General features: G+C 64.7%; 27 protein-coding genes and 3 tRNA genes. 11 read left to right on the top strand and 19 right to left on the bottom strand.

Going from position 1 to position 26,054, the window contains the following annotated elements; translation table 11 throughout:
* Positions 1-22 precede the first annotated feature (22 nt).
* Entirely contained in the window at positions 23-706 is a 684-nt protein-coding gene (locus AB4068_RS08755; RefSeq protein WP_307052890.1) for a CoA transferase subunit B, read from the top strand.
* Positions 703-1,908 (top strand): acetyl-CoA acetyltransferase, encoded by a 1,206-nt coding sequence (locus AB4068_RS08750; protein WP_441433173.1) that lies wholly within the window; start codon positions 703-705, stop codon positions 1,906-1,908. Before AB4068_RS08755 ends, AB4068_RS08750 begins: the two co-directional genes overlap by 4 nt.
* 114 nt (positions 1,909-2,022) lie before the next feature.
* Here the strand turns inward: AB4068_RS08750 and AB4068_RS08745 are convergent, their stop codons facing one another.
* The gene (locus tag AB4068_RS08745; protein WP_441433199.1) at positions 2,023-2,583 is read right to left on the bottom strand and encodes a GlcG/HbpS family heme-binding protein; all 561 of its coding nucleotides are present in this window, start codon (positions 2,581-2,583) and stop codon (positions 2,023-2,025) included.
* A 161-nt stretch (positions 2,584-2,744) separates the two neighbouring features.
* Between AB4068_RS08745 and AB4068_RS08740 the strand changes: the two genes are divergently transcribed.
* The 6 genes from AB4068_RS08740 to AB4068_RS08715 all read left to right on the top strand — a co-directional run bounded on the left by AB4068_RS08740 (position 2,745) and on the right by AB4068_RS08715 (position 7,679).
* Entirely contained in the window at positions 2,745-3,968 is a 1,224-nt protein-coding gene (locus AB4068_RS08740; protein WP_441433172.1) for a histidine kinase, read from the top strand.
* Positions 3,965-4,591, top strand: coding sequence for a response regulator (locus AB4068_RS08735; protein ID WP_441433171.1), 627 nt, complete (start codon positions 3,965-3,967; stop codon positions 4,589-4,591). The genes AB4068_RS08740 and AB4068_RS08735 overlap by 4 nt, the downstream gene beginning before the upstream one ends.
* A 98-nt stretch (positions 4,592-4,689) precedes the next feature.
* Positions 4,690-5,274: a dihydrofolate reductase family protein gene (locus AB4068_RS08730; protein WP_441433170.1), complete on the top strand. Its 585-nt coding sequence runs from the start codon at positions 4,690-4,692 to the stop codon at positions 5,272-5,274.
* 66 nt (positions 5,275-5,340) lie between these two features.
* Complete coding sequence (locus tag AB4068_RS08725) at positions 5,341-5,907, top strand: HdeD family acid-resistance protein (protein ID WP_059388482.1); 567 nt, start codon at positions 5,341-5,343, stop codon at positions 5,905-5,907.
* A gap of 63 nt (positions 5,908-5,970) precedes the next feature.
* Complete coding sequence (locus AB4068_RS08720; protein ID WP_284991862.1) at positions 5,971-6,777, top strand: exodeoxyribonuclease III; 807 nt, start codon at positions 5,971-5,973, stop codon at positions 6,775-6,777.
* Positions 6,778-6,809: 32 nt separating this feature from the next.
* On the top strand, positions 6,810-7,679 hold the full coding sequence (locus AB4068_RS08715) for a hypothetical protein (RefSeq protein WP_284754665.1): 870 nt from the start codon (positions 6,810-6,812) through the stop codon (positions 7,677-7,679).
* Between the two features lie 12 nt (positions 7,680-7,691).
* Here AB4068_RS08715 and AB4068_RS08710 read toward each other — a convergent pair whose 3' ends face one another.
* From AB4068_RS08710 to AB4068_RS08690, 5 genes are all read right to left on the bottom strand, one after another.
* Entirely contained in the window at positions 7,692-8,750 is a 1,059-nt protein-coding gene (locus tag AB4068_RS08710) for a LacI family DNA-binding transcriptional regulator (protein ID WP_307052896.1), read from the bottom strand.
* Positions 8,751-8,869: 119 nt separating this feature from the next.
* Complete coding sequence (locus AB4068_RS08705; protein WP_253257252.1) at positions 8,870-9,142, bottom strand: hypothetical protein; 273 nt, start codon at positions 9,140-9,142, stop codon at positions 8,870-8,872.
* Entirely contained in the window at positions 9,139-10,014 is an 876-nt protein-coding gene (locus AB4068_RS08700; RefSeq protein ID WP_059388480.1) for a carbohydrate ABC transporter permease, read from the bottom strand. The genes AB4068_RS08705 and AB4068_RS08700 overlap by 4 nt, the downstream gene beginning before the upstream one ends.
* The gene (locus tag AB4068_RS08695) at positions 10,011-11,033 is read right to left on the bottom strand and encodes a carbohydrate ABC transporter permease (protein ID WP_059388479.1); all 1,023 of its coding nucleotides are present in this window, start codon (positions 11,031-11,033) and stop codon (positions 10,011-10,013) included. The genes AB4068_RS08700 and AB4068_RS08695 overlap by 4 nt, the downstream gene beginning before the upstream one ends.
* 87 nt (positions 11,034-11,120) lie before the next feature.
* Positions 11,121-12,401, bottom strand: a complete 1,281-nt coding sequence (locus tag AB4068_RS08690) for an ABC transporter substrate-binding protein (RefSeq protein WP_059388478.1) — start codon at positions 12,399-12,401, stop codon at positions 11,121-11,123.
* A 239-nt stretch (positions 12,402-12,640) separates the two neighbouring features.
* On the opposite strand from AB4068_RS08690, the gene AB4068_RS08685 reads away from it, so the two are divergent.
* Positions 12,641-14,389 (top strand): alpha-amylase family glycosyl hydrolase, encoded by a 1,749-nt coding sequence (locus AB4068_RS08685; RefSeq protein WP_441433198.1) that lies wholly within the window; start codon positions 12,641-12,643, stop codon positions 14,387-14,389.
* A 120-nt stretch (positions 14,390-14,509) separates the two neighbouring features.
* Here AB4068_RS08685 and AB4068_RS08680 read toward each other — a convergent pair whose 3' ends face one another.
* From AB4068_RS08680 to AB4068_RS08640, 9 genes are all read right to left on the bottom strand, one after another.
* Entirely contained in the window at positions 14,510-14,815 is a 306-nt protein-coding gene (locus AB4068_RS08680) for a hypothetical protein (RefSeq protein WP_306964078.1), read from the bottom strand.
* Between the two features lie 199 nt (positions 14,816-15,014).
* Positions 15,015-15,626 carry a hypothetical protein gene (locus AB4068_RS08675; protein ID WP_284991866.1) on the bottom strand — a complete coding sequence of 204 codons (612 nt, stop codon included), beginning with the start codon at positions 15,624-15,626 and terminating at the stop codon, positions 15,015-15,017.
* Positions 15,623-16,318, bottom strand: a complete 696-nt coding sequence (locus tag AB4068_RS08670; RefSeq protein ID WP_332602502.1) for a hypothetical protein — start codon at positions 16,316-16,318, stop codon at positions 15,623-15,625. The genes AB4068_RS08675 and AB4068_RS08670 overlap by 4 nt, the downstream gene beginning before the upstream one ends.
* Positions 16,315-16,698 (bottom strand): hypothetical protein, encoded by a 384-nt coding sequence (locus AB4068_RS08665; protein ID WP_059388474.1) that lies wholly within the window; start codon positions 16,696-16,698, stop codon positions 16,315-16,317. The genes AB4068_RS08670 and AB4068_RS08665 overlap by 4 nt, the downstream gene beginning before the upstream one ends.
* Positions 16,695-16,886: a DUF2273 domain-containing protein gene (locus AB4068_RS08660; RefSeq protein ID WP_059388473.1), complete on the bottom strand. Its 192-nt coding sequence runs from the start codon at positions 16,884-16,886 to the stop codon at positions 16,695-16,697. Before AB4068_RS08660 ends, AB4068_RS08665 begins: the two co-directional genes overlap by 4 nt.
* The gene (locus AB4068_RS08655; RefSeq protein WP_441433169.1) at positions 16,883-17,356 is read right to left on the bottom strand and encodes an Asp23/Gls24 family envelope stress response protein; all 474 of its coding nucleotides are present in this window, start codon (positions 17,354-17,356) and stop codon (positions 16,883-16,885) included. Before AB4068_RS08655 ends, AB4068_RS08660 begins: the two co-directional genes overlap by 4 nt.
* A gap of 217 nt (positions 17,357-17,573) precedes the next feature.
* Positions 17,574-17,649, bottom strand: a tRNA-Phe gene (locus AB4068_RS08650).
* 50 nt (positions 17,650-17,699) lie between these two features.
* Positions 17,700-17,773, bottom strand: a tRNA-Asp gene (locus AB4068_RS08645).
* A 100-nt stretch (positions 17,774-17,873) separates the two neighbouring features.
* A tRNA-Glu gene (locus tag AB4068_RS08640) sits at positions 17,874-17,946 on the bottom strand.
* Positions 17,947-18,221: 275 nt separating this feature from the next.
* Between AB4068_RS08640 and AB4068_RS08635 the strand changes: the two genes are divergently transcribed.
* Positions 18,222-19,145 (top strand): DMT family transporter, encoded by a 924-nt coding sequence (locus AB4068_RS08635; RefSeq protein ID WP_441433168.1) that lies wholly within the window; start codon positions 18,222-18,224, stop codon positions 19,143-19,145.
* 57 nt (positions 19,146-19,202) lie between these two features.
* Here AB4068_RS08635 and AB4068_RS08630 read toward each other — a convergent pair whose 3' ends face one another.
* Both AB4068_RS08630 and AB4068_RS08625 read right to left on the bottom strand, forming a co-directional pair.
* Positions 19,203-20,123, bottom strand: a complete 921-nt coding sequence (locus AB4068_RS08630; protein WP_284991870.1) for a carbohydrate kinase family protein — start codon at positions 20,121-20,123, stop codon at positions 19,203-19,205.
* A gap of 48 nt (positions 20,124-20,171) precedes the next feature.
* A complete protein-coding gene (locus AB4068_RS08625) occupies positions 20,172-21,224 on the bottom strand; it encodes a LacI family DNA-binding transcriptional regulator (RefSeq protein ID WP_441433167.1) in 1,053 nt (350 codons plus the stop codon).
* A 160-nt stretch (positions 21,225-21,384) separates the two neighbouring features.
* Between AB4068_RS08625 and AB4068_RS08620 the strand changes: the two genes are divergently transcribed.
* Positions 21,385-21,894, top strand: a complete 510-nt coding sequence (locus tag AB4068_RS08620; RefSeq protein ID WP_441433166.1) for a metallopeptidase family protein — start codon at positions 21,385-21,387, stop codon at positions 21,892-21,894.
* Position 21,895: 1 nt separating this feature from the next.
* Here AB4068_RS08620 and AB4068_RS08615 read toward each other — a convergent pair whose 3' ends face one another.
* Together AB4068_RS08615 and AB4068_RS08610 are read right to left on the bottom strand one after the other, a co-directional pair.
* Positions 21,896-24,637, bottom strand: a complete 2,742-nt coding sequence (locus AB4068_RS08615; RefSeq protein ID WP_441433165.1) for a PEP/pyruvate-binding domain-containing protein — start codon at positions 24,635-24,637, stop codon at positions 21,896-21,898.
* Between the two features lie 39 nt (positions 24,638-24,676).
* Positions 24,677-25,729, bottom strand: coding sequence for a universal stress protein (locus AB4068_RS08610; RefSeq protein WP_441433164.1), 1,053 nt, complete (start codon positions 25,727-25,729; stop codon positions 24,677-24,679).
* Between the last annotated feature and the right edge of the window lie 325 nt (positions 25,730-26,054).

Below are 26,054 nucleotides of genomic sequence, written 5' to 3'. Positions count from 1 at the left end.
CACCAAGCGAAGGAGTACCACCATGGCATGGACCCGCGACGAGATGGCCGCCATTGCGGCCCAGGAACTCAACGACGGCGATTACGTCAACCTCGGCATCGGCATTCCCACCCTCGTAGCCAACAACCTGCCCGACGGCGTACGGGTCGTGCTGCAGAGCGAGAACGGCCTCCTCGGGATGGGGCCTTTCCCCTACGAAGGCGAGGAAGACGCTGACCTCATCAACGCCGGTAAGCAGACCGTCACAGTCCTGCCCGGCGGCAGCATCTTCGACTCCGCGACGTCGTTCGGCATGATCCGCGGCGGACACGTCAAGGTTGCCATCCTCGGCGCCATGCAGGTTTCGGGCAACGGCGACCTCGCCAACTGGACCATTCCGGGAAAGATGGTCAAGGGCATGGGCGGCGCCATGGACCTGGTGGCCGGGACACCGCGCGTCGTGGTCCTCACCGAGCACAACGCCAAGGACGGGAGCGCCAAGATCGTCCGGGAATGCACCCTGCCGTTGACCGGCCTCCGGGTAGTGGACCGCATTGTCAGTGACCTCGCAGTGTTCGATTTGTTCAAGAACGACAACGACCATGGGCGGCAGCTGACGCTGACCCGCCTCGCGCCCGGGGTCACCGTCGAAGAGATCCAAAGCAAGACGGGGGCCGCGTTCACGGTCTCCTTGGAAGAAGCCGCCCTCGAAGGAGCCACAGCATGAGCCTGCAAAACCAGTTCGGCAAAGACGTCCTCCTCACCGGTTGGGGACACAGCAAGTTCGGCAAACTCACGGACGAGACGCTCGAGTCCCTGATCGTTCAGGTGTCCGCGGAGGCCATCCGGAACTCGGGCCTTGAGCCGCGGGACATCGATGAGATCTACCTCGGCCAGTTCAACTCGGGCATGCAGCCCCTGGGCTTCACGTCTTCCTTGGCCCTGCAGTTGTCCGAGGACCTCGCCAACGTGCCGGCTACCCGGACGGAGAACGCCTGCGCCTCCGGTTCCGCCGCATTCCAACAGGGCGTGAAATCCGTGCTTGCCGGGACGGCCCGCAACGTCCTGGTGATCGGTGCCGAAAAGATGACGGACGCCGGGGCCGACGTGGTGGGAGCCGCACTCCTTGGCGCGTCCTACGAGATGGCAGGCAAGGCCTCCACCACCGGCTTCACGGGGCTCTTCGCCGAGGTGGCCAAGCACTACGAGAAGCGCTACGGAGCGGGCCTGGGCGGAGCGGATCTCGGCGATATCCTTGGTTCCATCGCCGCCAAGAACCACCACAACGGCATGGACAACCCCTACGCGCAGATGCACCGGGACTTCGGCGAGGAGTTCTGCCGGACGGTTTCCGAGAAGAATCCCATGGTGGCCGAACCGCTCCGCCGCACCGACTGCTCCCCCGTGTCCGACGGCGCCGCCGCCGTCGTGCTCTCCCTCGGCCCGGCGTCGGGCGCTGCTACTGAACCCGTGCGGCTGGCGGGCTTCGGGCACGCAAACGACTTCTTCCCGGCAGAACGCCGCGACCCTACGGAGTTCGCGGCCACGCGGGTGTCCTGGGAGCGCGCGCTGGGGATGGCCGGCGTCGGGATCGACGGGCTGGACTTCGCCGAAGTGCACGATTGCTTCACGATCGCCGAACTAATCATGTACGAGGCCATGGGGCTGACGCCGCGCGGCGAAGGTTCCCGCGCGATGCAGGAAGGCTGGGTCTACAAGGACGGCAAGCTGCCCATCAATGTGTCCGGCGGGCTCAAGGCCAAAGGCCACCCAGTGGGCGCCACCGGGGTATCGCAACACGTCATCGCAGCCATGCAGCTCACGGGAACCGCGGGCGCGATGCAACTGCCCAACGCCCGCCGCGGAGCCGTACAGAACATGGGCGGCGTAGGCATCGCGAACTACGTGAGCGTCCTAGAAGCAGTCTAGCCTCGGTATTTCACGGGGCGGCCACCCCAACTGACTCGCAGTTGTTGTCGTTTTCAGCCCGCATAACGACAACAACTGCGAGTCAGTTGGGCACCCGGAGGTGCAGGCGCGGCCCTACTTCGCCGCTAGCACCGCCGCACCAGCTGCCGCGCAGGCTTCGTCCAGGGCGCCGTCCGGTGCGCCGCCGACGCCGATCCCCGCCACGGACACGCCGTTCACCTTGAGCGGCACTCCGCCGGGCCGGAAGAGTGTGCCCGGGAGGTCGGCGATCGACGGTCCGTTGCCGTTGATTCGCTTGGCGAGTTCGCTGGTGGGCGCACCGAAGGCGGCTGCGGTGTAGGCCTTCTGCTTGGCGGCCTCGATGGTGTGTTCGGCCGCATTGTCGCCGCGGAGCAAGGCTTGGACTGTCCCGAAGCGGTCCACGAGCGCAACCGTGACGAAAGGAAGCTTGTCGGCCTGGCACTTCGCCAAAGCGGCGTTGACTGCCTGGCTGGATGCACCGACGGTGATGCGGTTCTGGGGGACCACGTTTTCCGCGGAGGGACTGACGTCAACGGCGGCCGTCGCGGTTTTGGCCGCGGCCGGCGTCACGGCGTTCGCGACGGCGGTTGCCCCTCCGGTCAGGAGCAAGGCTCCAACGGCAGCGGCGGCAAAGATCTTGTTGGACTTCTTCATGGTGGTCCTCCGGGAGGTCGGCAACGGGTACAGTTCCATGCTTCCTGTAGGGCTCCCTCACCACATCCGGCGCTCGTCGTGCCCGGCCTCATCCCTTCCGGTCCCGGTATCAGCCAAAAGGCGGAGAGACCAGCGACCTGAACGCGCCTAGCATGGGAAGAATGCCGGAATCTCCGAACAGGATGGCCTCCCGTCCCGCTGCCTTCCGCCCCACCCGGGGCCCGATCGATGCAGTGGTCCACCTCAGCTTCGCCGTGCTCATGGTGGCATCCGGCGTGCGCTACGTCCTGCGGCACAGCCCGGCCGACAATCTCTGGACTGTTGCCCTGGCTGCCGCGGTCTGCGTTCTCTATGCAGTGGTGGCGGTGCTGGCCAAGCGGCGCCAACCGTGGCTGTTGTGGATGGTGGCGCTCGTGCTCGCCTGGGCCGTGCTGGTCATTGCCGCACCGAGTTTCGCTTGGTGCTCCTTCGCTTTGTTTTTCCTGTCCCGCGCGGCCTTCAGCGGTTGGATCGCCTATCTGGCCGCGGGTTTGACGGCAAGTGCCACGGCCATCGGGCTGTTCCGCCTCAGCGGCGACACCGACGTAGCCATGCTGCTCGGGCCCATCGCCGCAGCGGTTCTGCTCACGTTGATCTACGACCGCATTGAGGACGACGCCGCGCTGCAACGCCAACTCCACGCCGACGTGTCCCAAGCGCAGGAACGCCTGGCCGCGAGCGAACGCGCGGCCGGGATCGCCGCGGAGCGCGAACGTGTCTCGAGGGAAATCCACGACACCGTCACTCAAGGCCTTGCCAGCAGCCTGCTCCTGCTCGAAGCCGCGCAGCGCTCGTGGCCTGAAGAGGGCGCGAAAGCGGAAGTGCAGAAGGCCGGGACCCTCCTGCGGCAGAACCTGGCCGACACCCGCAGCCTGGTCCACGAACTTTCCGCCCCTGGCCTGGAGAGCGGACCGCTGCCCCAGGCCCTCGAACAGGCCGCCCGCCAATACCTCGACTCCGTGATCGTCCACGTCACCGGGGATCCCCGCCCGGTACCGGCCGAAGTTCGCCACGCCCTGATGCGCGTGACGCAAAGCGCGGCGGCCAACATCAAGCTCCACGCCCACTCTCAACAGGCCAGTTTGACGCTTGGATTCCTGCCCGGGGCCGTCACCCTGGACGTGTTCGACGACGGCCGCGGCTTTGATCCCATTGCGGTACCTCCGCCGTCGGAAAAGGGCGGCTACGGTCTGCGTGCCATGCGCCAACGGGTGGAACAACTCGGCGGGGTATTTTCGGTGGAGAGCTCCCCCGGAGAGGGAACCGTCGTAGCCGCGCAACTACCGCTGCCGGTTACAGAACCGAATCAAGCACACCAGTCGCCCATCAAGAAAGACGCCCCATGAACCCCATTTCGGTCCTGCTCGTCGATGACCATTTGGTGGTCCGCAGCGGACTCAAGGCGTTGCTCGGCACCCAGCCGGACATCACCGTCGTCGCCGAAGCCGCATCGGGCGAGGAAGCCCTCGTCATTGCACAACAACACCTGGCCGACGTCGTCATGATGGACCTAGCCATGGGCGAGGGCATGGACGGAATCGAGGCGATCAAGCGATTGCTCCAAGCGAGCAAGCAGCAAGCGGTATTGGTGTTCACCACCTATGATTCCGATGCCGACATCGTGAGGGCCGTGGATGCAGGTGCCATGGGCTACGTGCTCAAGGACGCCGCGCCGGAGGAGATCTTCGCCGCGGTCCGGGGCGCGGCCCAAGGCAAGAGCGTCATGAGCGCGCCTGTGGCCAGCAAGCTGTTCCAGCAATTGCGCAACCCGGACGAGGTCCTCACCCCGCGGGAAGCCGAACTGCTCAGCCTCCTCATTCAAGGCCTCAGCAACCGCGAGCTCGGCAAACGCCTGTTCATCTCCGAGGCCACGGTCAAAACGCATTTGGCGCACATCTACGCCAAGCTCGGCGTCGAGACACGGGCCGCGGCGATTGCGGTGGCCATTCGCCGCGAGGGGATGCGTTAAGAAAAAATGCGGGTGCCGGTGTCGATTTGACCGGTCGCCATTCGTATAGGGGGTGACAGGGCCGCAGACAGCGGTCTGCAGGAGCGAGGGAGCATGTCATGCGCCAGATAAATGCCACGTTGTCCATCACCCTCGACGGAGTCATTCAGGGCCTGGGCCGTCCGGACGAGGACACCCGCGGTGGCTTCACCCACGGTGGGTGGGGCGGCAGGTACAACGACGAGGTCATGGGCCGTGAGATGGGCAAGGGCATGGCGAAAACCGCGGACATGCTGTTCGGACACCGGACCTGGACCGATTTCATCACCGCCTGGGGCACCCGCGCCGACGACAACCCGTTCACCGTGTACATGAACGCGGCATCGAAGTACGTTGTGTCAAGGACGCTGGAGAACGCCGACGCCTGGCAGAACTCCATTCTGCTCTCCGGCGAGGCCGCCGAGACGGTGGCCAAACTCAAGGCCGAGCCGGGGAACGATCTGACGATCATCGGCAGTGCGTCGCTTGTCCGCTCCCTGCACGCCGAAGGCCTCATCGACAACTTCACGCTGCTGATCCACCCGCTCACCCTGGGTACCGGGACGCGGCTGTTCGAAGGTCCAGCCCCGCTGACCGAGTTCGAGCTCACCGGCTCCGTCACCACCACCAAGGGCGTCATCATCGCCCACTACACCCGCCGATAACGAAAGGGGTGGCCTCACGCGTGCCGGCCCATTCCCCAGCTACCGCGCCGGGTCTAAACTGACCCTATGTCCGACACCGCAGGTCGCAAGTTGTTTCAGCATTCAGGAACGGCGCTGATCTTCCGGGGAGCTTTGGCCCTTCTCTTGGCCTTCCTGGTCGCTTCCCTGCCGGTCGCCACGGTGTTTGCCCTCGTCTACGTGTTTGGCGTGTACGCCATGACCGACGGGCTCACCAATATGGCCCACTACTTCTACGATCCTGCACGGCACTCCCGCTGGAGCCTGATCGGCGGCTTCATCTCGGTCGCGACCGGCATCGTTGCCGTTTCGTGGCCGGGAATTACCGCCGCGGCACTAGGCGTCCTCATAGGAGCATGGGCCTTGGTCCTCGGGGTTTCGCAGATCATCCTTGCCATGGACACCAGGACGACGGTCAGGGCTTGGTGGATTTGGATGTTGACGGCGTTGGTCACAACTTTGTTTGGGCTCTTTGTGCTGGTCAATCCGGGCGCGGGATTCCTGGGCGTAGTGGCACTCCTCGCGACATACTCCGCGGTCAGCGGCGTTTTGTTGATCGCCTCCGGCATCAAGCTCCGCAGGCGCGCCTCCTCTTCGGTGATGCTCGCCCATTAGGCTTGCGGCAGCAATCTGCTGCGAGGGGATGCGCAAGGTCCCAAGTTCGGTAAGTTAGTGGCTGTGAAGATAGCTACCTGGAATGTAAATTCGCTCCGCGCACGTGCCGACCGCGTCGAGGCCTGGCTGCAGCGCAGTGACTGCGACGTCCTCGCCATGCAGGAAACCAAGTGCAAGGACGACAACTTCCCGTGGGAGCTCTTCGAGCGCATGGGCTACGAGGTTGCCCACTTCGGCCTGAGCCAATGGAACGGCGTTGCGATCGCCTCGCGCGTAGGGCTCGACGACGTCGAACGCACCTTTGTTGACCAGCCCGCCTTCGGAAAGGCCGGCAAGGACCCTGTCCAGGAAGCCCGCGCCATTGCGGCAACGTGTGGCGGGGTACGGGTGTGGAGCCTGTACGTTCCCAACGGCCGATCCCTGGACGACGAACACATGCCGTACAAGCTCAAGTGGCTGGACACCCTGAAGGGCCACGCCGCCGGCTGGATCACGCAGAACCCCGAGACCCAGGTGGCGCTCATGGGCGACTGGAACATCGCGCCGCTTGACGAGGATGTCTGGGACATCGATTACTTCAGGGCGAACGCACTCACCCACGTCAGCGAACCCGAGCGCGAGGCCTTCCGGGCGTTCGAAACGGCCGGTTTCACCGACGTCGCCCGCGCCTACACACCAGGTCCCGGCGTCTACACCTACTGGGACTACACACAGCTGCGGTTCCCCAAGAAGGAGGGCATGCGCATCGACTTCGTCATGGCCTCCCCCGCGCTGGCCGCCCGCGTCACCGGGGCGTCGATCGACCGCGAGGAACGCAAGGGCAAGGGCGCCTCGGACCACGCTCCCGTGATCGTGGAGCTTACGGACTGAGTAGCAACAATGACGGAGGAGGCGGGCCCGCGATGAGCGGAAAGCTATACGGGAGCCAGGCAGGACTGCCCTTCTCTTCGGCGTTGCGCGTCTACGAACCGCTCGAAGCGTTCCCCGAGGACCAGCGGCAGCAGCTCGTGGCGAGCGGTACCCGCAGCGGCTCGCGGGCCGCCGTCGAAAATGCCGAGCTGCTCGCTTCCCTCGGACGGGTCACCCGCAAGGGCGGGGACCCTTTCCCGACCGGGAGCACGGATCTGGTGCGCATCACTCGGGTTCCTTCCGGAGACCGGAACGATCCCGACGCCGGGCGGCTGCTTTACTGCCCCAGCCAGCTGGTCATCCGGGCAGGATTGGCGGCCAATGCCCTCATGGAAGGTATCCACGGACCGCTCGCGGACCTGCTCATCCCCGTGGACCAGCGCGACCGGCACCAGGCTCGCATCGACCGCATCAACGCCAGTCATGACGCGAAGCGGGTGCACACGCGGGCCTCCACGTGGGGGATCCCCTTCAGCTGGTTCTCGCTGTTCCAGGAATCGGACCGCAAGGATGTCGTGGAATCCGGCGGCCGCATCCTGACGGTCAGGGTCTGGGCCTCACTGACCGATGCCTTGGACCGGGCACGCTTCGCAGTAGCCAACCTCGCCCTTGCAGCCCCGGACCTGGACATGCTGGACGACCTCACCCAGCTCACCGAATGGCTCGAGTTGTTCCATGTGCAGTCAATGGTCGAGCTGGACTACGGTGCAGTGGCGGACAAGGTGTACCCGGACGAGTCGCCCATGGACGTCAGGCTCGGCATCGAATGCCTGGCCGAGGGGGACATGACGGGAGCGGCCGCGGCGTATCGGAGGCTGGCTTCCCGCTGGATCCCCATCAGGCAGTTGGCCCGGGCTTCCTAGCTTTTGGGGTTCCTAGCTTTCGGGCCGCGGCGGGGCGGTGGTTTCCCGCACGATCAGCCGGTGGGCTGCTTTCATTGACCGCACGGAACCTGTGGCCCCGGCCAATTCGTCCAACAGCATGCGCGTGCCCAATTGGCCTTGTTCCACGGGGTCCTGGGCTACGGTTGTCAGCCCCATGGCCTCGGCGAATTCATGGTTGTCGATGCCGATGATGGACAATTCTTCCGGTACGCGGACGCCACGACGGCGTGCCTGCAACATGGCCCCCATGGCCATTTCATCTGAGGCACAGAAGATCGCTGTCGGCTTGGGTCCAGGTTTGCTCCAGAGCTCGTCGAAGGCTTCCTGGCCACTGCCCACAGTGAAGTTTCCGAAGATGTCCCATTCCGGCGGCATCGAGAAGCCCGCGCTCGTCATGGCATCCGTGAAGCCGTCAACGCGCAGCCGCGGCACGGTGAAGTTCAGGTCGGAATCGTCCTGGCCGTGGAGCAGCGCGATCTCCCGATGCCCGAGGTTCAACAGATGCATGGTGGCTTCCACCGAGGCGGCGTAATCGTCGATCCCGATGCTGGGGCAATCCTCCACTGGACCGCCGACAATGACCAAGGGGATTTCGATCCTTTGGAGATCGGCAATTTCCTCAGGCGTCAGGGACATACAAAGGACCAGGAGCGCATCGATCTGCTTGTAGACCATCGTCTTGCTGAAGAGCCGTTCCCGCGCTCCGCGCTGGCCGCCCAAGTTGAACAGGGACAGGTTGTAACCGCGGGCGTGGAGCTCACGGTCCACGCCCTCGATGGCCTTGAAGAAGAACCAACGGTCCACGTAGGGGGCCAGGACACCGATCGTCCTGGTACGTCCCGTGGCCAGTCCCGAAGCAGACGACGACGCCACATACCCAAGTTCTCCCGCGACCCTGAGGATCTTCTCCCGGGTAGCAGGAGATACCCGGGGAAGGCCGCGCACTGCGCGGGAAACGGTGGCGGTGGAAACGCCAGCGGCCTGTGCGACATCCTCAATGCTGGCTCCTGCGTGGCCGCCACGCTGGGACCGTTCACTCGTTTTCGCCACTCAAGCCCCCTCAAGGAATCCGTGCGGAAGCCGGGGGTTCCTTCCCAGACGGCAGATAACCAGCGTATTCCGCCTGGCTGTCCTCCGCCGATTCCGCGCTACTTATTTCGGCTCGCTGCTCACGTGATGCGCCTGGATGTCCGTGCCGGGAGCCGCCGGCGAAGCCGAAGCATCCCCCACAAGGCCAGCAGCACTGCCAGGAGGCCCAGGGCCCAGCCCAGTGCGGGCTGGGCCGTGAGTTCGGCGGCCACAGTGATGACCAGCAGGACCAAGGCCCAGAAGCCGAGAAAACCTATCACGAGGTCGAAATCTTCCGCCGATTTCACCCGCGAGTGCTGCTCCTTGGCCGGGCCGCCGATGGACGGCCCGGCCGAATCGGGAGTTTGCGTCATTTGACGGCGCCGGCTGTCAGGCCCGCCACGATCTTGCGCTGGAAGACCAGCACAAGGATCACCAGTGGAATCGTCACAACCGTTCCGGCTGCCATGACGGCGGTGTACGGCTCCTGGTGGGCCTGGGCACCGGCGAAGTAGGCGATTGCGACCGTGACGGTCTTCGTCTGGTCATTGGACAGCTGGCTCGCGATGAGGAACTCGTTCCACGAAGCGATGAACGCCAGGATGGCGGTGGTGAAAACAGCCGGCGCAGCGAGCGGCATGATCACCTTGCGGAATGCCTGGCCCTGCGTGCAGCCATCAATCCGGGCTGATTCCTCCAGCTCCCACGGCATTTCCCGGAAAAAGGACGTCAGGGTGTAAACCGTCAGGGGGAGAACAAACGAGATGTTCGGAATGATCAGCGCCTGATATGTGCCGTACCAGCCGATGTTCGTGAACAGCTGGAACAACGGAGTCACCAAGGCCACACCCGGGAACATCGAGGCCCCGAGGACAAAGCCGAGGACCAGGAACTTGAAGCGGAATTCAAGCCTGGACAAGGCATATGCCGCGAAAACCCCGAAAAGCAGGGCGACAACGGTGGTTACCCCTGCCACGAAGAGCGAGTTCAACAGGTTCCGGCCGAAGTGGTTGCCCAGGCTTTCGGAGAACACCGTGTTGAAGTTGTCCCAGGTGACGTGGGTGAAGAAAGGCGTCGAATCGAAGGTATATCCAACGTCGCGGAACGCGGTCACGATCATCCAGTAAAAGGGAATCAGGCACCAGATGAAGATGAGCCCTGCGCTGATGTACGTGCGCCCGCTCGCCCAGCGTTCCCGCCGCCGGGCAGCTGTCTTAGGCGCGGAGTCAATGCTCACGGCGGTCATTTGTCCTGCCCCTTGGTGGTCTTGGGTGTGGCTGAGGCGACTGCGTTGGCTCCCAGGAAACGAACGAAGATGAACGCAACGAGGAAGATGATCAAGAACGTGATAGTTGACAACGCCGCTGCTGAGTTGAATCCCTGACGGATCTGGTCAACAACCAAAATGGACAACGTTGTTGTGCCGTTCGAGCCCTGGGTCATGATGGCCGGGAGGTCGTACATGCGCAGTGCGTCAAGGACACGGAACAGGACAGCCACCATGAGTGCCGGCTTCACCAGCGGCAGGGTGATCTGGGTGAAGCGCTGCCAAGCCGAGGCGCCGTCCACCTTCGCGGCTTCGTACACTTCGGCCGGGATGATCTGCAGGCCAGCCAAGATCAGCAGGGCCATGAACGGCGTCGTCTTCCAAACGTCTGAAATGATGATCGCCCAGCGGGCCGGCCATTCGCTGCCTGTCCACAGGATTGCGGTACCAAAGAGCTTGTTGGCGATTCCGTCGAAAGCGAAGATGAAGAACCACAGTTTCGCGGTCACGGCCGTTGGAATGGCCCACGGAACTAGGACTGCAGCACGAAGGGCGCTGCGGCCGCGGAACGTCCGGGCCATGATGACGGCCATCCAGAACCCGAGGACAGTCTCCAGGACAACGGTGACCGCCGTGAAGAAGAACGTAGTTCCGACCGCGCTCCAGAATTGGGCGCCGAGGGTGCCAGGAGCACAGGCAGCAGAGCCACATTGCTGGGCCAACCAGTGGACAAAGTTATCGAAGCCCGCGGGTCCGCCCTGGACGAAGACCTTGGTGACCGGGTCAAGGCCCTGGTCCTTCTGGAACGCCATGATAATCGCGTTGACCACCGGGTACACGATGACAACGGCAAGCAATACCAGGGCGGGGGAAATCAACCAGAACGCCCAGCGGCCTTGAGACGTGGCCGCCCGGTCCTGTCCTACTTCTTTTTGAACTTTTTTGGTTTTGGGGCTTGGTGTCTCTGGCGCCCGCTTAGGTTGCGCAAGGGTGGACATTTCCCCTCCTTCCGGAAATTGATGGCGTGCCCCCCGGGCGGCCGTACGCGTAAAGCGCCGGCCGCCCGGGGTTCACTGGAGGTGTCGCTATTGGCTGGCCGAGTTGATGGCCGTGTCCATATCCGTCATTGCTTGATCGACGGACTTGTCACCCTTGATGGCAGCGTAGGCGTTGTCCTGGATGGCTTTGGTGACAGCCGGGTAGAACGGCGTGACCGGGCGCGGCACGGCATTCGAGATCGAGGTCTTCAGCACCGGAAGGTACGGCAGCTGCTGGACCAGGGTCGGGTCGTCGTACAAGGAAGCGAGCACCGGGGCCAGCGAGCCCTGCGTTGCGTAGAACTTTTCAGTCTCTTCACTTGTCATGAAGGTCAGGAAGTCCTTGGCCGTTGCCTTGTGCGCCGAGTAGACGCTGACGGCGAGGTTGTGTCCACCGAGGGAAGAGGCGCCGGGGCCGCTCTTACCCGGGAGCGGAGCCATGCCGAAGGTGTCCTTCACCTTGGACGAACCGTCCGTCTTGGCGAGGTTGTAGACGTAGGGCCAGTTGCGCAGGAAGAGGAGCTTGCCGTCTTCGAAGGACTGCCGGCCCTGTTCTTCCTGGTAGGTCACGCCTTGCGTGGGGATGTTTCCGCTCTTGTAGGCGGTGACCAGGTTGTTGAGGCCGGCCTTCGCCGCCGCCGAGGTCACGGTGGACTTGCCGTCGTCGCCAACGATCGTGCCGCCGGCCGAGTTGATGGCTTCAGCCGCGTTCACGGTGAGGCCTTCATACTTGGCGAACTGTCCTGCGTAGCAGTCGATGCCGTTCGACTTCGCGATGGAGCACATGCTCATCATCTCGTCCCAGGTCTTGGGCGGGGTGGGCACCAGGTCCTTGCGGTAGTAGAGGATGCCGCCGTCCGAGGTCTGGGGTGCCGCGAAGAGCGTGTTGTTGTAGGTCGCCGTCTTGACCGTGGCGGGCAGCATCTTTGAGGTATCGATGCTCATCTTGTCCGTGAGCGGCTGCAGCCAACCCTTCGCTGCAAACTCGGCGGTCCAGATGACGTCCACGTCAACGACGTCGTAATTGACGTTCTTTGCCTGGAAGTTCTGGACCAAATCGTCGTGTTGCTGGTCCGCCTGGTCGGACTGCTCCTTGAAAGTGACCTTCTGGTCCGGGTGCGCCGCATTCCACTTATCGACGAGCGGGCGGACAACGTTGCTGTTGTCTTTGCCCTGGACGTAGGTGATTGGACCGCGTCCGTCGAGGTTCGCTGCGGCATCGCCGCCGCTTGAGGCTGTGCCGCCGCCACCGCCGCCACCACAGGCGGACAGGGACATGGCTAGCACGCCGGCAACAGCGGCCGGCAAAAGGTACTTGCGTGTGTTCATGCTGGGAACTCCTCAGTGAGTGGACCAGGTATTTCCGCTGTGCGGTTGATGTGGTGAGCCTCACATTAGTAAGCTTCCGGGTAGTAATGCAAGCGTTTACACAAAAATATGTCATCGAGAGGAATCCAGTGCCGCACTCCCCGATCCCAACCCCCGGTTCCAACAATTCCGCGTGGTGGGCAAGCGCCGTCGTCTACCAGATTTATCCGCGCTCGTTCGCCGATGCCAACGGCGACGGAATGGGCGACCTTGCCGGGGTCACCGCGAAACTGCCCTATCTGCAAGAATTGGGCGTTGATGCCGTGTGGCTCTCCCCGTTCTACAAGTCACCGCAGGCTGATGCCGGATACGACGTAGCGGACTACCGGGCCGTGGACCCCCTCTTCGGCACGCTGGACGACTTCGACGCAATGCTGGAGAAAGCACACAGCCTGGGCATCAAGGTGATCGTCGACCTCGTGCCCAACCACACCTCGGACGAGCACGCCTGGTTCCGCGAAGCCCTCGCCGCAGCCCCCGGCTCCCCCGAGCGTGAGCGTTACATGTTCCACCCGGGCAAAGACTCCAAAGCGGGCTCCGGGGATGGGGCCCTGGCCCCGAACAATTGGAAATCCATCTTCGGCGGCCCCGCGTGGACGCGCCTGACGAACGACGACGGTACTCCCGGCGAGTGGTACCTACACCTTTTCGACACGAAGCAGCCCGACCTCAACTGGGAGAACCCAGAAGTCCACGAGGAGATGCGCTCGGTGCTGCGCTTCTGGCTGGACCGCGGAGTTGACGGCTTCCGGGTGGACGTTGCCCACGGCCTGGTCAAAGAAGCCGGCTTGCCGGACTGGGAAGGCTCTGCCGCCATGGTCGAAGGTGGCCTGTCCGCACCGGGCGCCCACAGCGAAGCCGTCGAACCGCACACCGCACACCCCCACATCGCTGCCGGAGCCGTGCCCGCTGCGGGGCCCGTCGCGACCGCCGTCGAGCACAAGGTCAAGCCGCCGCTGGACCCGCCGTCGCCCTTCTTCGACCAGGACGGGGTCCACGAGATCTACCGCGAATGGCACAGAGTCCTCGCCGAGTACGACGGGGACCGCATGCTGGTTGCCGAGGCCTGGGTAGAGCCCGCGGAGCGATTGGCCCGGTACGTCCGCAAGGATGAAATGCAGCAGGCCTTCAACTTCGATTTTCTCCTGGCGGGCTGGGACGCGGAGCGCATGGCAGTGGCAATCGAGTCTTCCCTGGACGCGGCGGGATCCGTCGAAGCGCCCTCCACCTGGGTCCTGAGCAACCACGACACCGTCCGGCACCCCAGCCGCTTCGGGCTGGGAGATCCCACCACGTTCCCCAAGGGAATCGCGGCGGAAGACGAACAACCCGACGCCGTCCTGGGCCTGGCCCGGGCACGGGCGGCCTCCATGGTGTCTTTCGCCCTGCCGGGCTCGGCCTATTTGTACCAGGGTGAGGAACTCGGCCTCCCGGAGCACACGTCCCTGCCGGCCGATGCTCGCCAAGATCCGTCATTCTTCCGTACCAAGGGCGTAGAGCGCGGCCGCGATGGGTGCCGCGTACCGCTGCCCTGGAAGTCCGAGGCACCCGGCTTCGGGTTCTCGGAGAGTGTATCGTCCGGTACGGGCGGCGCCGCGGCTGCCGGCGGAGAGCCGGGAGCGCCCTGGCTACCCCAGCCCGAAGCGTTCGGCGAGCTGGCGGCGGACGTCCAGTCCGGCGTCGTGGGCTCCACCCTCGAGCTGTACCGCTCGGTCCTGGCTTTCCGCCGCTCGCACCGCCTGGGCTCAGGCACGTTCCAGTGGGCCGAGGAGCACGATCCCGCCAACGGAGTCCTGGCCTTCCACAACAGTGACGTGCTGGTTGTAGTCAACATGGGTACTGCCGCCCTCCCCGTGCCGGCCGGGCTCCGGGTGGAACTCTCCAGCGATGGCGACTCGGGCGGGGCCTCGATTGCCCCGAACAGCGGGGCATACCTCGTGGCGAAGTAGGGCCCCTTCCCTTCCCGACCTTCTTTGGCACGGAAACGGGGCCGACACGCAGCAAGTTGTGCGTGTCGGCCCCGTTCTCTAACCAAAGAAGGTCAGGAAGGCGTCGTCTTGGCGTGGAGCCTACTTGCCGCCCTTGAAGAAACCGGCGATCTTCGAGCCGAGGCCCTTGGCGTTCTCAGCCACGTCGCCCACGATTTCCTTGGCGTTCCCGGCAACATCCCCCGCGAGGTCCTTGGCCTTCTCAGCCACGTCACCCGACAGGAACTCCTTGACGTGCTCCGCGGCGTCACCGGCAAATTCCTTCGCGTTCCCGACCGCCTCACCGGCAAATTCCTTGACGTGCTCCGCGGCGTCACCTGCGACGTGCTTGGCCTGTTCAGCCGCGGCTTCGGCGCTTTGCTTGATGTTGTTGACTTCTTCGCTCATGGTTTTCTCCTTGTTCCTGGCCCAAGTGTTTTGGTCCATCGGCTTGACTACGGACCCAAGGTCCAGTGCCGGCCGGGCAAGCCCAACCAAAGGGAAGAGTTCCCCCTACCCTTCAAACTATGGCCCTGCAGATACCTCTGCAACGCAAAACGCCTGCGAGGTAACATAGCCATCCGATTAACAACGGTCGCGTGTCAGTTCAACGAACGCGCTCGGCCTTGCTGAACCTGGTCCGTGCGCCGGCCCCGATATGGATCAAGACGGGAGTCCGGCGTCCCACCACAATGTCCAGCGCCTCCACGAGCCGGGAGACATCCGCGGCGAGTGCGTGCGGGGAAACGCCTTGACGGGGCTGGACCCTGACCCGGAGCCCGGGACGACCGTTGACCTCGTAGGTTGCCACCGTCACGCCCGCAAGATCCGTACGTTCCGCAAGGGCCGCCTTGAGCGCCTGCTCGGCAAGGTTCCCGCCGATGTTGACGTCCCCGGCAGTCTGAGCGTCGTCGTACTCCGACACGATGAGGTTGGCGCGGCCCTTGCCTTGCTGCGACACCCAGGACACCATGAGCACGATCAGCACAACAAGCACCGCAGCTGCGGCCACCCAAAGCCAGCTTTCCTCACGCCCTGGAATGCGGGTCTGCTCAGAGAGGTACTTGGCGTGTTCCCAGAGCCCGGTGGACCAGCTTTGCCACCAACTTCCGACGGCGGGGACAGTGGCGAGCAGTATCAGGAGAATGCCGATGGCCAATAGTTTCAGGCCAAGGATGCCGATCAGGATGCGGTTGAGGACGTGCGGAGTACCGTTCATGCCCCGATCACCCCGGAAGCGGCGACATTGACCCGGACTGAAGGCATGGGCGAAGGGGCCATCCTTTGAAGTTCATCCTCGACGGCGGCAAGGATCCGTTCCTCGTGCAACGGCACGCCCGAGGTTGGCCGGACGTTGACCACAACCAGCCTCTGCGAAACCACCACCATGACCTGCTCCTGGGTGACGTTCGCTGCCGTCCGGGCGGCCCTGGCCAGCGCCGAAGCGATGACCTCGTCGTCCACCACCACTCCGGCCCGGGGATCCTCAAGCAAGTGACGGGACTTTCGGCCGGGCAGGACTGCGTTCAAGAAGAACATCAGGCCCACCATGGCCACGACCCCGCCCAGGGCACCAAGCAGCAAGGGGGAAATCCCTCCGGGAAGGGCCGTCAGCCGTTCGGCCGCTGTTTGCGGATCGATGAGCCACGGTGGTTGACCAATGGCACGCAGCGCGGATTCGAGGAGGGCATAGAGACAGGCCGCGATCACGAGCGCCGCGGCCAGCGCCGCCATTCCAGCGCGGGACGAGCGGGTCTCACGCTTGAGGATGCGCTGGAGTCCGACGTCGATCCGGTCGCCGTTGCCTGGGGTCCCGGGCGTGTAGACACCGGGGGTGTCGCCTTCGGCCGTCTGAGTCGGCGCAGTGTCCGGGTGGCTGCGCCGGACGTGCGGGGTCTGGGCGTGGCTCATCGGACGCGGACTCCTTCGCTGACGCGTGCGCCGCTGATCCGGATATCCACGCGGCTCAAGGTGGAACCGCTGAGCTGGGTGACACGCTCAAGAATGGCCGTCTTGGCAGCTACGGCACGGTCCCAGACCGTTCCACCGTATCCTGCTACCCGCAGGGGGTCCCTGAGGACGTCCGTCAGCGAGGGCACACTGATCGGGGCGACAATCGAGAGTGCCAGCAGGCCGTCGTCGTCCGACCATTCGGCGCGAACATCCTGCGACGAGACTCCAAGCGCTTCCGCGGCGGCTGCCTGGGCCAAGGTGGTGAGCGCCTGGGTGCTGATTCGGTTGTGGCCAGCCAGATTCACGGCGGGCTGCACAGCCTCAGCCGTGGAACTCATGACGACGAGCGGCGGCCGGTGAGGGCATCCAGCACGCTGCGCAGGTCAAGCTTTCCGTCCGCGGCGCGGCCCAGAAGCGCACCGATGCCCATGAAGAGAAGCGCGATGATGAAACCCCACAGCCCGAATTGGAAGGCCATGAACGCCACGAAGGCGCCGATCCCGATTCCGACAACGGTCAAGTTCACTGGAGTGGCTCCCTTTCCGATAATGCGCCTCTTGTTCCGGCTTTGATGGGCGGAGCAACGTAGACGTCGTTGATCTCAACGTTGACCTCAATGACCTCCAGGCCCACCAACGATTCGACGGCACGATAGACGGCCGCGCGGACCTGGTTGGCGACATCATGCAAAGGGTATCCGTAGACGGCCACAAGATTGAGGTCCACGGCCACTTGGGTTTCTCCGACCTCGGCGCGGACGCCTGCGGCATGGTCCTGGCTACCAACGGCATCGCGGATGGCTCCGAGGGCGCGGGAAGGAGCCGAGCCGAGGGAATAGACGCCCGGAACAGCCCTGGCGGCAATGCCGGCAACCTTGGCGACAGCGGAATCCGAGATCACTGTGCGGCCACTTCCTGCCACCGTTTGCCGGTCCTCGGATACCGGAGCCCCAACGGCTTCCGGTTCAGGCGCGGTGTAGCTTTCCTGCTGGTCCATTTAGCCCTCCCCTTCTCTTGAGTACCACCCTAGCGCTTGGCCAAGACAAGGCGGAGACAAGCCGGCCGTCGCCATGAGATTCTGCTGGATCATTGCCGTAAATGGCGCACGCGCGCTGAAATGTCCGCCCTTTAGGCAGAAATCGAATAAACCCAGGCATTTCCATCGCAGCTTAAATGAAGAAAAGCGCCAGTTCCGAAGAACTGACGCTTCCCAGTGGTGGCTCCGACCGGCGTCGATCCGGTGACCTTTCGATTTTCAGTCGAACGCTCTACCAACTGAGCTACAGAGCCTTAGGTGACAATGTCACCATGATTGCCGGAACTTCTTCCGGCAATCAGAGCGACCCTGACGGGACTTGAACCCGCGACCTCCGCCGTGACAGGGCGGCGCGCTAACCAACTGCGCTACAGGGCCTTGCTTGCAGTATCTCTACTACGATTGCGGTATCTCTACCGCTTTTTTCAAGGCTTCCAGCCTACCAGACTTTTCAGCCCGGCTTGACCAGTTCCTTGCGTACCCCCAACGGGATTCGAACCCGTGCCGCCGCCGTGAAAGGGCGGTGTCCTAGGCCGCTAGACGATGGGGGCCTGGAACAATCCGAATTCGCGACGGTCAACAACGCTATGCGTTTACCGCTTCTCGCTCGTCCGAACTGGACTCTAAAACTTTAGAGCATACTCAGGGATATTCCCAAATCGCGCAGCGCGGAACGCAAACGGGGTCTCAAACCAGGACGCAATCCGGACGCAGCGCCAGTCTCAAGCCACCGCTCAAAACCGCCGTGCCAGGGTTGGCGGTTTCTTGTTGAAAGACGTCCGAATTCCGCCAGTCCGTCCAGCTGCTCCCGGGCTAGATTGGCACCATGGCCACAAGCACACCAGTCTCTCCGGCGACCACACCCTCCCGGACCATCAGTAAGCTCGGCATCGCCGCCGTCATCGTCACCGTTGTCCTCTGGGCGTCCGCCTTCGTGGGCATCCGCGCAGTGGGACCCAGCTTCTCCCCGGGCTCCCTGACGCTCGGACGGCTGGTGGTTGCCGCCGTCGCGCTCGGCATTGTCGCCCTGCCTAGGCTCAAGCGCTGGCCCAAAGGACGCGAATGGCTGCCCATCCTCGCCTACGGCGTCATGTGGTTCGCAGGTTACAACCTCGCCCTGAACGCCGCCGAGCACATGCTCGATGCCGGAACCAGCGCCATGCTCATCAACGTCTCGCCGATCCTGATCGCCGTCCTGGCCGGCGTGATCCTGAAAGAAGGCTTTCCGCGCTGGCTGATCATCGGCAGCCTCGTGGCGTTCGGCGGCGTTGCGCTGATCGCGCTCGGTTCGGGACAGCGCTCGACGGCGGATGTCGCCGGAGTGCTGTTGTGCCTCCTTGCCGCTGTGCTCGCCGCGGTGAGCGTGATTGTCCAGAAGCCGGTGCTGCGCACGTTCTCCGCTGCACAGGCCACCTGGTTTGGCATCATGGTGGGCGCCGTGTGCTGCCTGCCGTGGACCGGCCAACTAGTGGCCGAAGTGCAGGCCGCACCCCTTCCGGCCACCCTCGGCTTGGTGTACCTCGGAATTTTCCCCACCGCCATCGCTTTCACCACATGGGCCTACGCACTGTCCCTCATCGAGGCCGGGAAACTCGCCGCCACGACGTACCTGGTTCCGGGCACCACGATCCTGATTTCCTGGGCGGTCCTCAAGGAAATCCCCACCATCTGGGGCCTTGTGGGCGGCGTCATCTGCCTTGTGGGCGTCGGGTTGACGCGGCGCCGTTCCCGCGGGATCACCCCCCGCTAAGAAGCCGGGCGGCCCGGCGCCAAGGTGCGCCGCACCGCCGTCGCACCTCCGCCGCGGCTACCTTGCCATCCCGGCGAGAAGCTCGCGGTGCGTGGGCGGATTGGCTCCCGGACGCCCCACGGTAATGGACGCGGCCATGGAGGCGGTCTGTCCGATGCGTTCGAGAACCGTGGGCGCGAGCCCTTGGCTACCGCGCAGCAGCAGCCCGAGGATCAGCGCAGACATGTAGGAATCGCCGGCGCCAATGGTGTCCGCCACCACCGAGGTCACCGCCGGAACCGTCAACTGGGTGTGCGGCGTCGCCATCAAGGAACCCTGGGCACCTCGGGTGACGACGGCCAGGCCCGCACCGAGGCCCAGGATGTGTGTTGCAGTCTCTTCCAAGGACTTGCCGGGGTAGAGCCAGAACGCGTCGTCGTCGCTGAGCTTCACCACGCTGGTCAGCGGTACGAGCTCCTCGAAAATGCGGAGGGCCTCGCTGTGGCTGCCCAGGAGGTCGGTGCGGATGTTGGGGTCGTAGGTGACGATGCACCCGCCCTGGGCCTGCTCCAGGAGCGTCCTGACGTTAGCCGCGCCGGGCTCGAGGAACGTGGCGATCGAGCCCGTGTGGAGCACCTTTGGCGCGTAAGGGAGTGCGGCGGGGCCCAGGTTCCACTCGATGTCGAAGGTGTACTTGGCCGAACCGTCCGCGGCGATCTCCGCAGTCGCCGTCGCGGTCTTCGCGAGCGATTGCGAGCCCGGAAGGACAACCACGCCGGCGCTTGCCAGGTGGGCCGCGATGGACTCGCCCCGGGAGTCGCGCCCGACGGCGGTCAGCAGCCCTGCTTTCACATCGAGCCGCCCGAGGCCGTAGGCGACATTCGCAGGCGAGCCGCCCGGGTATTCGGTCTGGCCTCCAGGCGAGTTGACGATGTCGATGAGCGCTTCGCCGACCACGACGACGTCGAGCGGCTCGGACGCAAGGTGCGAGTGGTTCATGCGTTTCCTGTTCCTTGGTTGGGGAGTTTCACTGGCTGCTAGCAAATTTCAGGGGCTAATGGTGGTTTTCGGGGGCGCCGCCACGGAATGGCGTTCGACCAGGGGACATTCAAAGTATTCGGTACTGCCATCACGTTCCGCGCCGGCCAGCAGCAGTTCGATGGCGCGCCGGCCCATCTCAAGGAAAGGCAGTTCCAGCGTGGTCAGTCCGGGCCGCAAGTGCGGGGCGAGCGTTTCCTGGTTGTCGAAACCCACCAGCGACACATCGCGCGGGATCGATAATCCGAGTTGGGCCAGCGCCTGGTAGCTGCCCCAGGCGGTGCGGTCGTTGGCGCAGAAGATGGCAGTGGGTGGCTGAGGACCGGTCATGAGCGCCAGGGCATTGTCGAATCCGCCGGATTCATGCCCGTCGCCGATCTTGTGGAGCAGTGGGTCGGCGTCGAGGCCGGCCTCCTTGAGTGCCCGGAGATAGCCCGCATGGCGTCCGACGGCGGCAGGCAGCTCGCCGTCCACCGCGCCGATGTTGATCATCGCGATACGCCGGTGACCCGCGTCCACCAGGCGTTTGGTGGCGGTGTAGCCGCCCAGCTCCTCCTGCGGAGCGATGCTCGGGAACCGCCCGGACCGGTCGCGCGAATTGAGCACGACGGCGGGCACCTCGGCCAGGACGTCCGGCACCTCAAGGACCCGGTGGTACATGGCGGCGTAGACCACTCCGGCCACCTTGTAGGACAGCATGGTCTCCAGCGAAGCGGCCTCGAGGGCCTTGTCGCCGCCGGTGTTGACGGTCAGGAGGAGCAGTCCGGCCTCCCAAGCCCGGGCTTGGGCGCCCTCGATGATCTTGCCCGCGAATGGCGCCGTGGCCACGAAGTCGCCGACGAAGCCGATCATCCCGGCAACGCCGTCGCGGAGCACTTTGGCGTGGGCGTTGGTCCGATACCCCAGTTCGTTGGCGGCGGCATGGACCCGGCGTCGGGTTTCCTCAGAGAACCTGGTTCCTGCGGCGTCATTGAGCACCAAGGAAACCGTGGCCTGGGAAACACCGGCTGCGGCAGCGACGTCGTTCATCGTCGTGCCTGAGCGGCTGCCGGGGCGGGTCATGGGCTGGCCTGTCTACTGGGAACTCCGGGGTGCTTGTCACAGGATCCGCACGACTGGCTGGGCTTAACCTGGGGCTGGGTTATACGAATTACCAGCCCGGAAAACTGTAGCTGTCATCACATCCGGCGTCAACGACCGCGCCGCGGACTAGAGTCGGATCATGCCCGCGAATTTACCTCCCGGCCTGCCGATTGTTCCCGACGGCGATGCCCCTGGCGGCCAGCGCATTTCCTCTCCGCTCCCCGGCCCCGGATCCGGGGGTCCCGGGATTGGCGCTGACGCCGCGGCGGCCAGTACCGTTCCGTTCAGTATGTCGCCGGAAGACTTCGAGGCAGCCGTCAGCGATGCATTGCTCCTCATCCCGGACAAAGCTGCCCGGGCCATGGACAACGTGGCCATCTTCATCGAGGACGACTACACCCCGCAGCCTGGAGACGAACCGGACACCGTACTCCTGGGCCTGTATGAGGGCGTGCCGTTGACGGAACGGGACTCTTGGTGGGATGCCGGTTCCCTCCCGGACCGGATCACCATTTTCCGTCAGCCGATCCTGGATATCTGCGGATCCCGCCAGGAAGTAATCGACGAAGTGGCCATCACGGTGATCCATGAGATCGCCCACCACTTCGGCATCGGCGACGACCGTTTGCACGAACTCGGCTGGGGATAGGCTAGAAAGCCACCGTCCCCGCGGCGCCATCCACCGTGATCGTCTGTCCTGTGCTGATCTGGGACGTGGCATCCGGGACGCCCACGATTGCCGGAATCCCGTACTCACGAGCCACGACGGCGCCATGCGAGTTGGGACCGCCCATCTCCATCACGAGTCCCCCGGCGGTCAGGAAGAGGGGCGTCCAGCCGGGATCCGTCGAGGGCGCCACCAGGATTTCTCCGGGTTCAAGATGCGCGCCCACCGGGTCCATGATCACCCTTGCCACCGCCGTCACAGTTCCCGCCGAAGCCGGGGTTCCCAACAGCATGCCGTCCGACGCCGGTGCCCCCGTCGCGCCGCTCAGGAGACCGGCTGGCAGCGCTTCCGGCTCGGTGCCGTCGGAGAGCAGCACGCGTGGCACGTGGCGGCGCTTGAGTTCAAGCTCATAGGCTTCGCGGCGCTGCGCCACGAGCTCGTGGAGATCCTTGCCGTCCAAGCCGTGGCGGGCGTCGTTGAAATCCAGGAAGAAGACGTCGCTGGCATCGTCGATGATTCCCGCTTCCGCCAGGGCCTCCCCTGCTTCCGCAACCTGTGCTCGGACCGCGGCGAAGCCCCGCACGAGGTGGTACTTGGGAAGTTCACGGAGCCCGGCAAACATGCGTGTCCGTTCGAGTGCCATTTTCACGATCCTGGCGTGGAGCGGACTCTTGGACCGCGCACGGGCCACCAGCACGGCGGCTTGTTCCTCGGCGTCGCGTGCTGCTTTTTCGAACTGTTTGTCCGGCGCCAGGCGGGGATCGTCGAGGCGAAGGTAATTGACCAGGACTCCGATGATGTGGGTGGGGTCGTCGGACCAGCGGGGCATGCCCAGGTCGATTTCCGCGATGGCCCGGTGCCCGTAGTCGCGCAGGAACGAGGCCAATCCCGATTGCGCGACGACCGGCAGCTTGCCATCGCGGTAGCTCTCCGCGAGCGCAGCGGGATCGCCACCGGTAAACGCCACCGCGGAAGCGGGATCGTCGCGGATACTGGCCGAGAGCCGCCACAGCGCAAGGTCCATTTCGGTGGTGACGTTGTTGGGCAGGCCGCGGATGATGGTTTGGAGCTCACCCCAGGAAGCCTGTTCTCCAAGCAGCTTCCGTACCAGCCCCATCATCGCGAAGCCGAGCGCTACCGGGGGCAGGATATTGGGCAGTATGGGGAACAATTCCGTGCGCAGTATCCGCTCGGCGTGGTCCAGTTTTTCACGGGGGGTGGCATCGGTGGGGACTTCATGCGTGGCCTTCAGGTTCCCGTCCAGCTGTTCCACCTTGCCAAGGGCAACGTCCGGCCGAAAGAGAGCACGCAGCAGCGTCTCCGGAAGGTGGAAGCGGAGCACGATCGGGCCAACGTGCCTGAGCAGTTTGAAAGGCGTCTTGCTGGTGACGGCGAAACGCGGGTCCTCGAACAGGGCACGCATGATGGACGCCGAACGTGCTTCCATGACGTCGAAAATCCTGGGCACGATGGCGCGCCCGGCCCTGCTCCTGAGCACCGAAGTGAGGTCAAAATAGATCCGCTGCCCCGCCTCGTAGTAGGGCGAAGGCCCGTCCCGCGGTTCGGGAACCCGGAATCCCGCCGCGCCGGCCACCGAGGACCCCATGAGCCTGATGCCCGCGAGTCCCATGGGAGTGAGGGGGCGGGTGAGGCCTTGGGCGAGGCTGAAGCAAAGGTACGCGTGCGGACCGGGGACTGCTGGTTGCCGGGTCATTTGCGGGTAGAGCGTGGTGATGGGGCGTGCTTGGGTGAGCCACAGTTTGCCGTCGCCGTCGATGGCCCATTCAGTGTCCTGCGGTGCTCCGTAGTGCTCCTCGACGCGCTGGCCGAGGACCGCGAGCGCCCTGATCTGGGAGTCGGCAAGGCAGGCGTCTCGCGCGGTTCCGCCTTCGGCCCGAGGCTCGGCGTCGAGCCTTTCGGTCCCGCCGCCGGGAACGGAGCGAATCACCAGCTTCCGGTCCCCGATCCGCCGTTCCGTGATCCTGCCGGTGAGCGAATCCACCACAAAGTGGTCCGGATTCACGGCGCCGGAGACCACGGCCTCACCGAGCCCGGGATTGGCGTCGATGACCGCCTCGCGGCGGCGCCCGGTCACCGGATTCGCGGTGAACAACACCCCCGCGGCCTCAGCGTCCACCATCCGTTGGACGACGACGGCGAGCGTCACCGTGGCGTGGTCGATCCCGTTGCTTGCCCGGTAGCTGACTGCCCGGTCCGTCCACAGGGAAGCCCAGCACTTCCGGACGGCCTGCAGGACGGCATCTGCCCCCACGACATTCAGGTAGGTGTCCTGCTGTCCCGCGAAACTGGCAAAGGGCAGGTCCTCGGCGGTGGCGGAGGACCTGACGGCCACAGGGACATCCGGGCCAAGCGCGGAGTAGGCCGAGCGAACGGCGCCTTCGACGTCGGCCGGGATCCCGGCGTCGAGCACTGTTTCCCTGGCGCGGGCCGCGAGGGAAGCGAGCCCCTCAAGGTCGCCGGGTTCCACGGCCTCAAGGCCACGGAGAATGTCCCGGACGGCTGGCTCGGGGCTTCCATCCGGCTGCAATGCGCGCCGGTAGGCCTCGGTGGTCAGGCAAAACCCGGGCGGGACCGGAAGTCCCGCCCAGATCAGCTCGCCGAGATTGGCCGCCTTGCCGCCGACCTCTGGAAGCATGGTTGCCCGGATCCGGCGCAGCTCGACGATCAAGCGCGATGCCTTCCTGGGCTCTGCGTGCTCCACCATTACCGTCTGCCTGCGTCCACCGGTCCTTGGGCTTGCCTGTTATGCGGCGCCGAGCATGGGACCGAAGTTGGCGCGGTCCGCCAGCCTGGGGTCCTCGCGGTCTGGAACAACCAGCACGGGTCCTTTGGCATGGTGCAGGACTCCATCCGACGTCGATCCGAGGAGCATTCCTGCGAAGCCTCCCCGCCCGCGCGTGCCCAGCACCACGAGTTCGACGCTGCGGCTCACTTCCACGAGGACTTCCACTGGCGAACCATCGAGCAGTTGGGTTTCCGCCGGAAGCTCGGGGAAGTGGCTCTTGAGCCACGCCAAGCCTGCGTCCAACTGGATCCTGATGTCCTTGAAGAGTGCCTCCCGGTCCAGGGGTGCCGGAACCCACGCCAAGGAGCCGCTGTATTCGGGTACGGCGCAGATGACGCGCAGCTTGGCGCCCATGCGTTGAGCCTGCTCCGCGGCCTCCAGGACGGCAACGCGCGCCTGTTCCGAGCCGTCCACGCCGACTGCGACCACATTCTCGACAACGCGGGAGCCGGACTTCGCGCGCTCGGCCTTGATGTGCTTGTCCTCCGTGGTTTCACCCAGCCGGTCCGCGCAGAAGAGTGGGACCGTCACGGTGGGGCATTTGGAGTGCGCCGGCAGGGCACTGCTCACGGAGCCCAGGAGCCTGCCGACAAAGCCGCCGCGTCCCCGGGTGCCGAAGACCAGGAGTTCGGCCGTTTCGGACAGATCGAGCAGCACGCCGGCGGCATCTCCGTTCTCCACCGAGCCATCGACGTCGATGGCGTAGCCGGAGACCTTCTCCAGGGCTTGCTTGACGATCGCCTCGGCGCCGTCCCGGATCACGGAGTCATCCACTGTCGCGTAGCCGCCGTCGAGCCCTGAAGCCGCGAAGATCGGCACGGAGTAGGCCGTGACCACATGCAAGGGCAGCTGCCTGCGTTCAGCCTCGCGGGCGGCCCAAACGAGGGCGCATTGGCCGTGTTCGCTGCCGTCAACGCCCACTACAATTCCGCCGGGGGCAATGGAGGGTTCCTCTCCGTTGCCTTCGGTCTCTGGTTGATGGCTCTCAGAGTGTTTGCCGTGCTGGTCCATGGGGCCTGCCTCCTCGCACTGCTGGCTGATGTTGCGGCTATTCTGCCAGAGGCCGCGCCCACAACGTGTTTCTCGCTCGACTGCCGTGAGTTGCGGTCTCCAATGCTCACTATTCTCGTTTGCAAGGGCCGAATCAAGCCGGAAGAAGCGTATGTGGAAACCCCGGCGAGGGCGGCGAAATCCGCCGAATCGGGGCGCGAAAAACGCATCGGCGGACATGCCGATGCCGGGGCTATCCACCACGCGATTTCTTCTGTAATGTTCGAGGCACTGATGACCGGGGATCGTGTTTTTCAACACATCAACGGCCATCATTCGCGACCGC

Source organism: Arthrobacter sp. 2RAF22 (assembly GCF_052115325.1).
In the GTDB taxonomy this organism is placed as follows: Bacteria; Actinomycetota; Actinomycetes; order Actinomycetales; family Micrococcaceae; genus Arthrobacter.
This window is presented reverse-complemented; position numbering and strand designations above follow the sequence as displayed.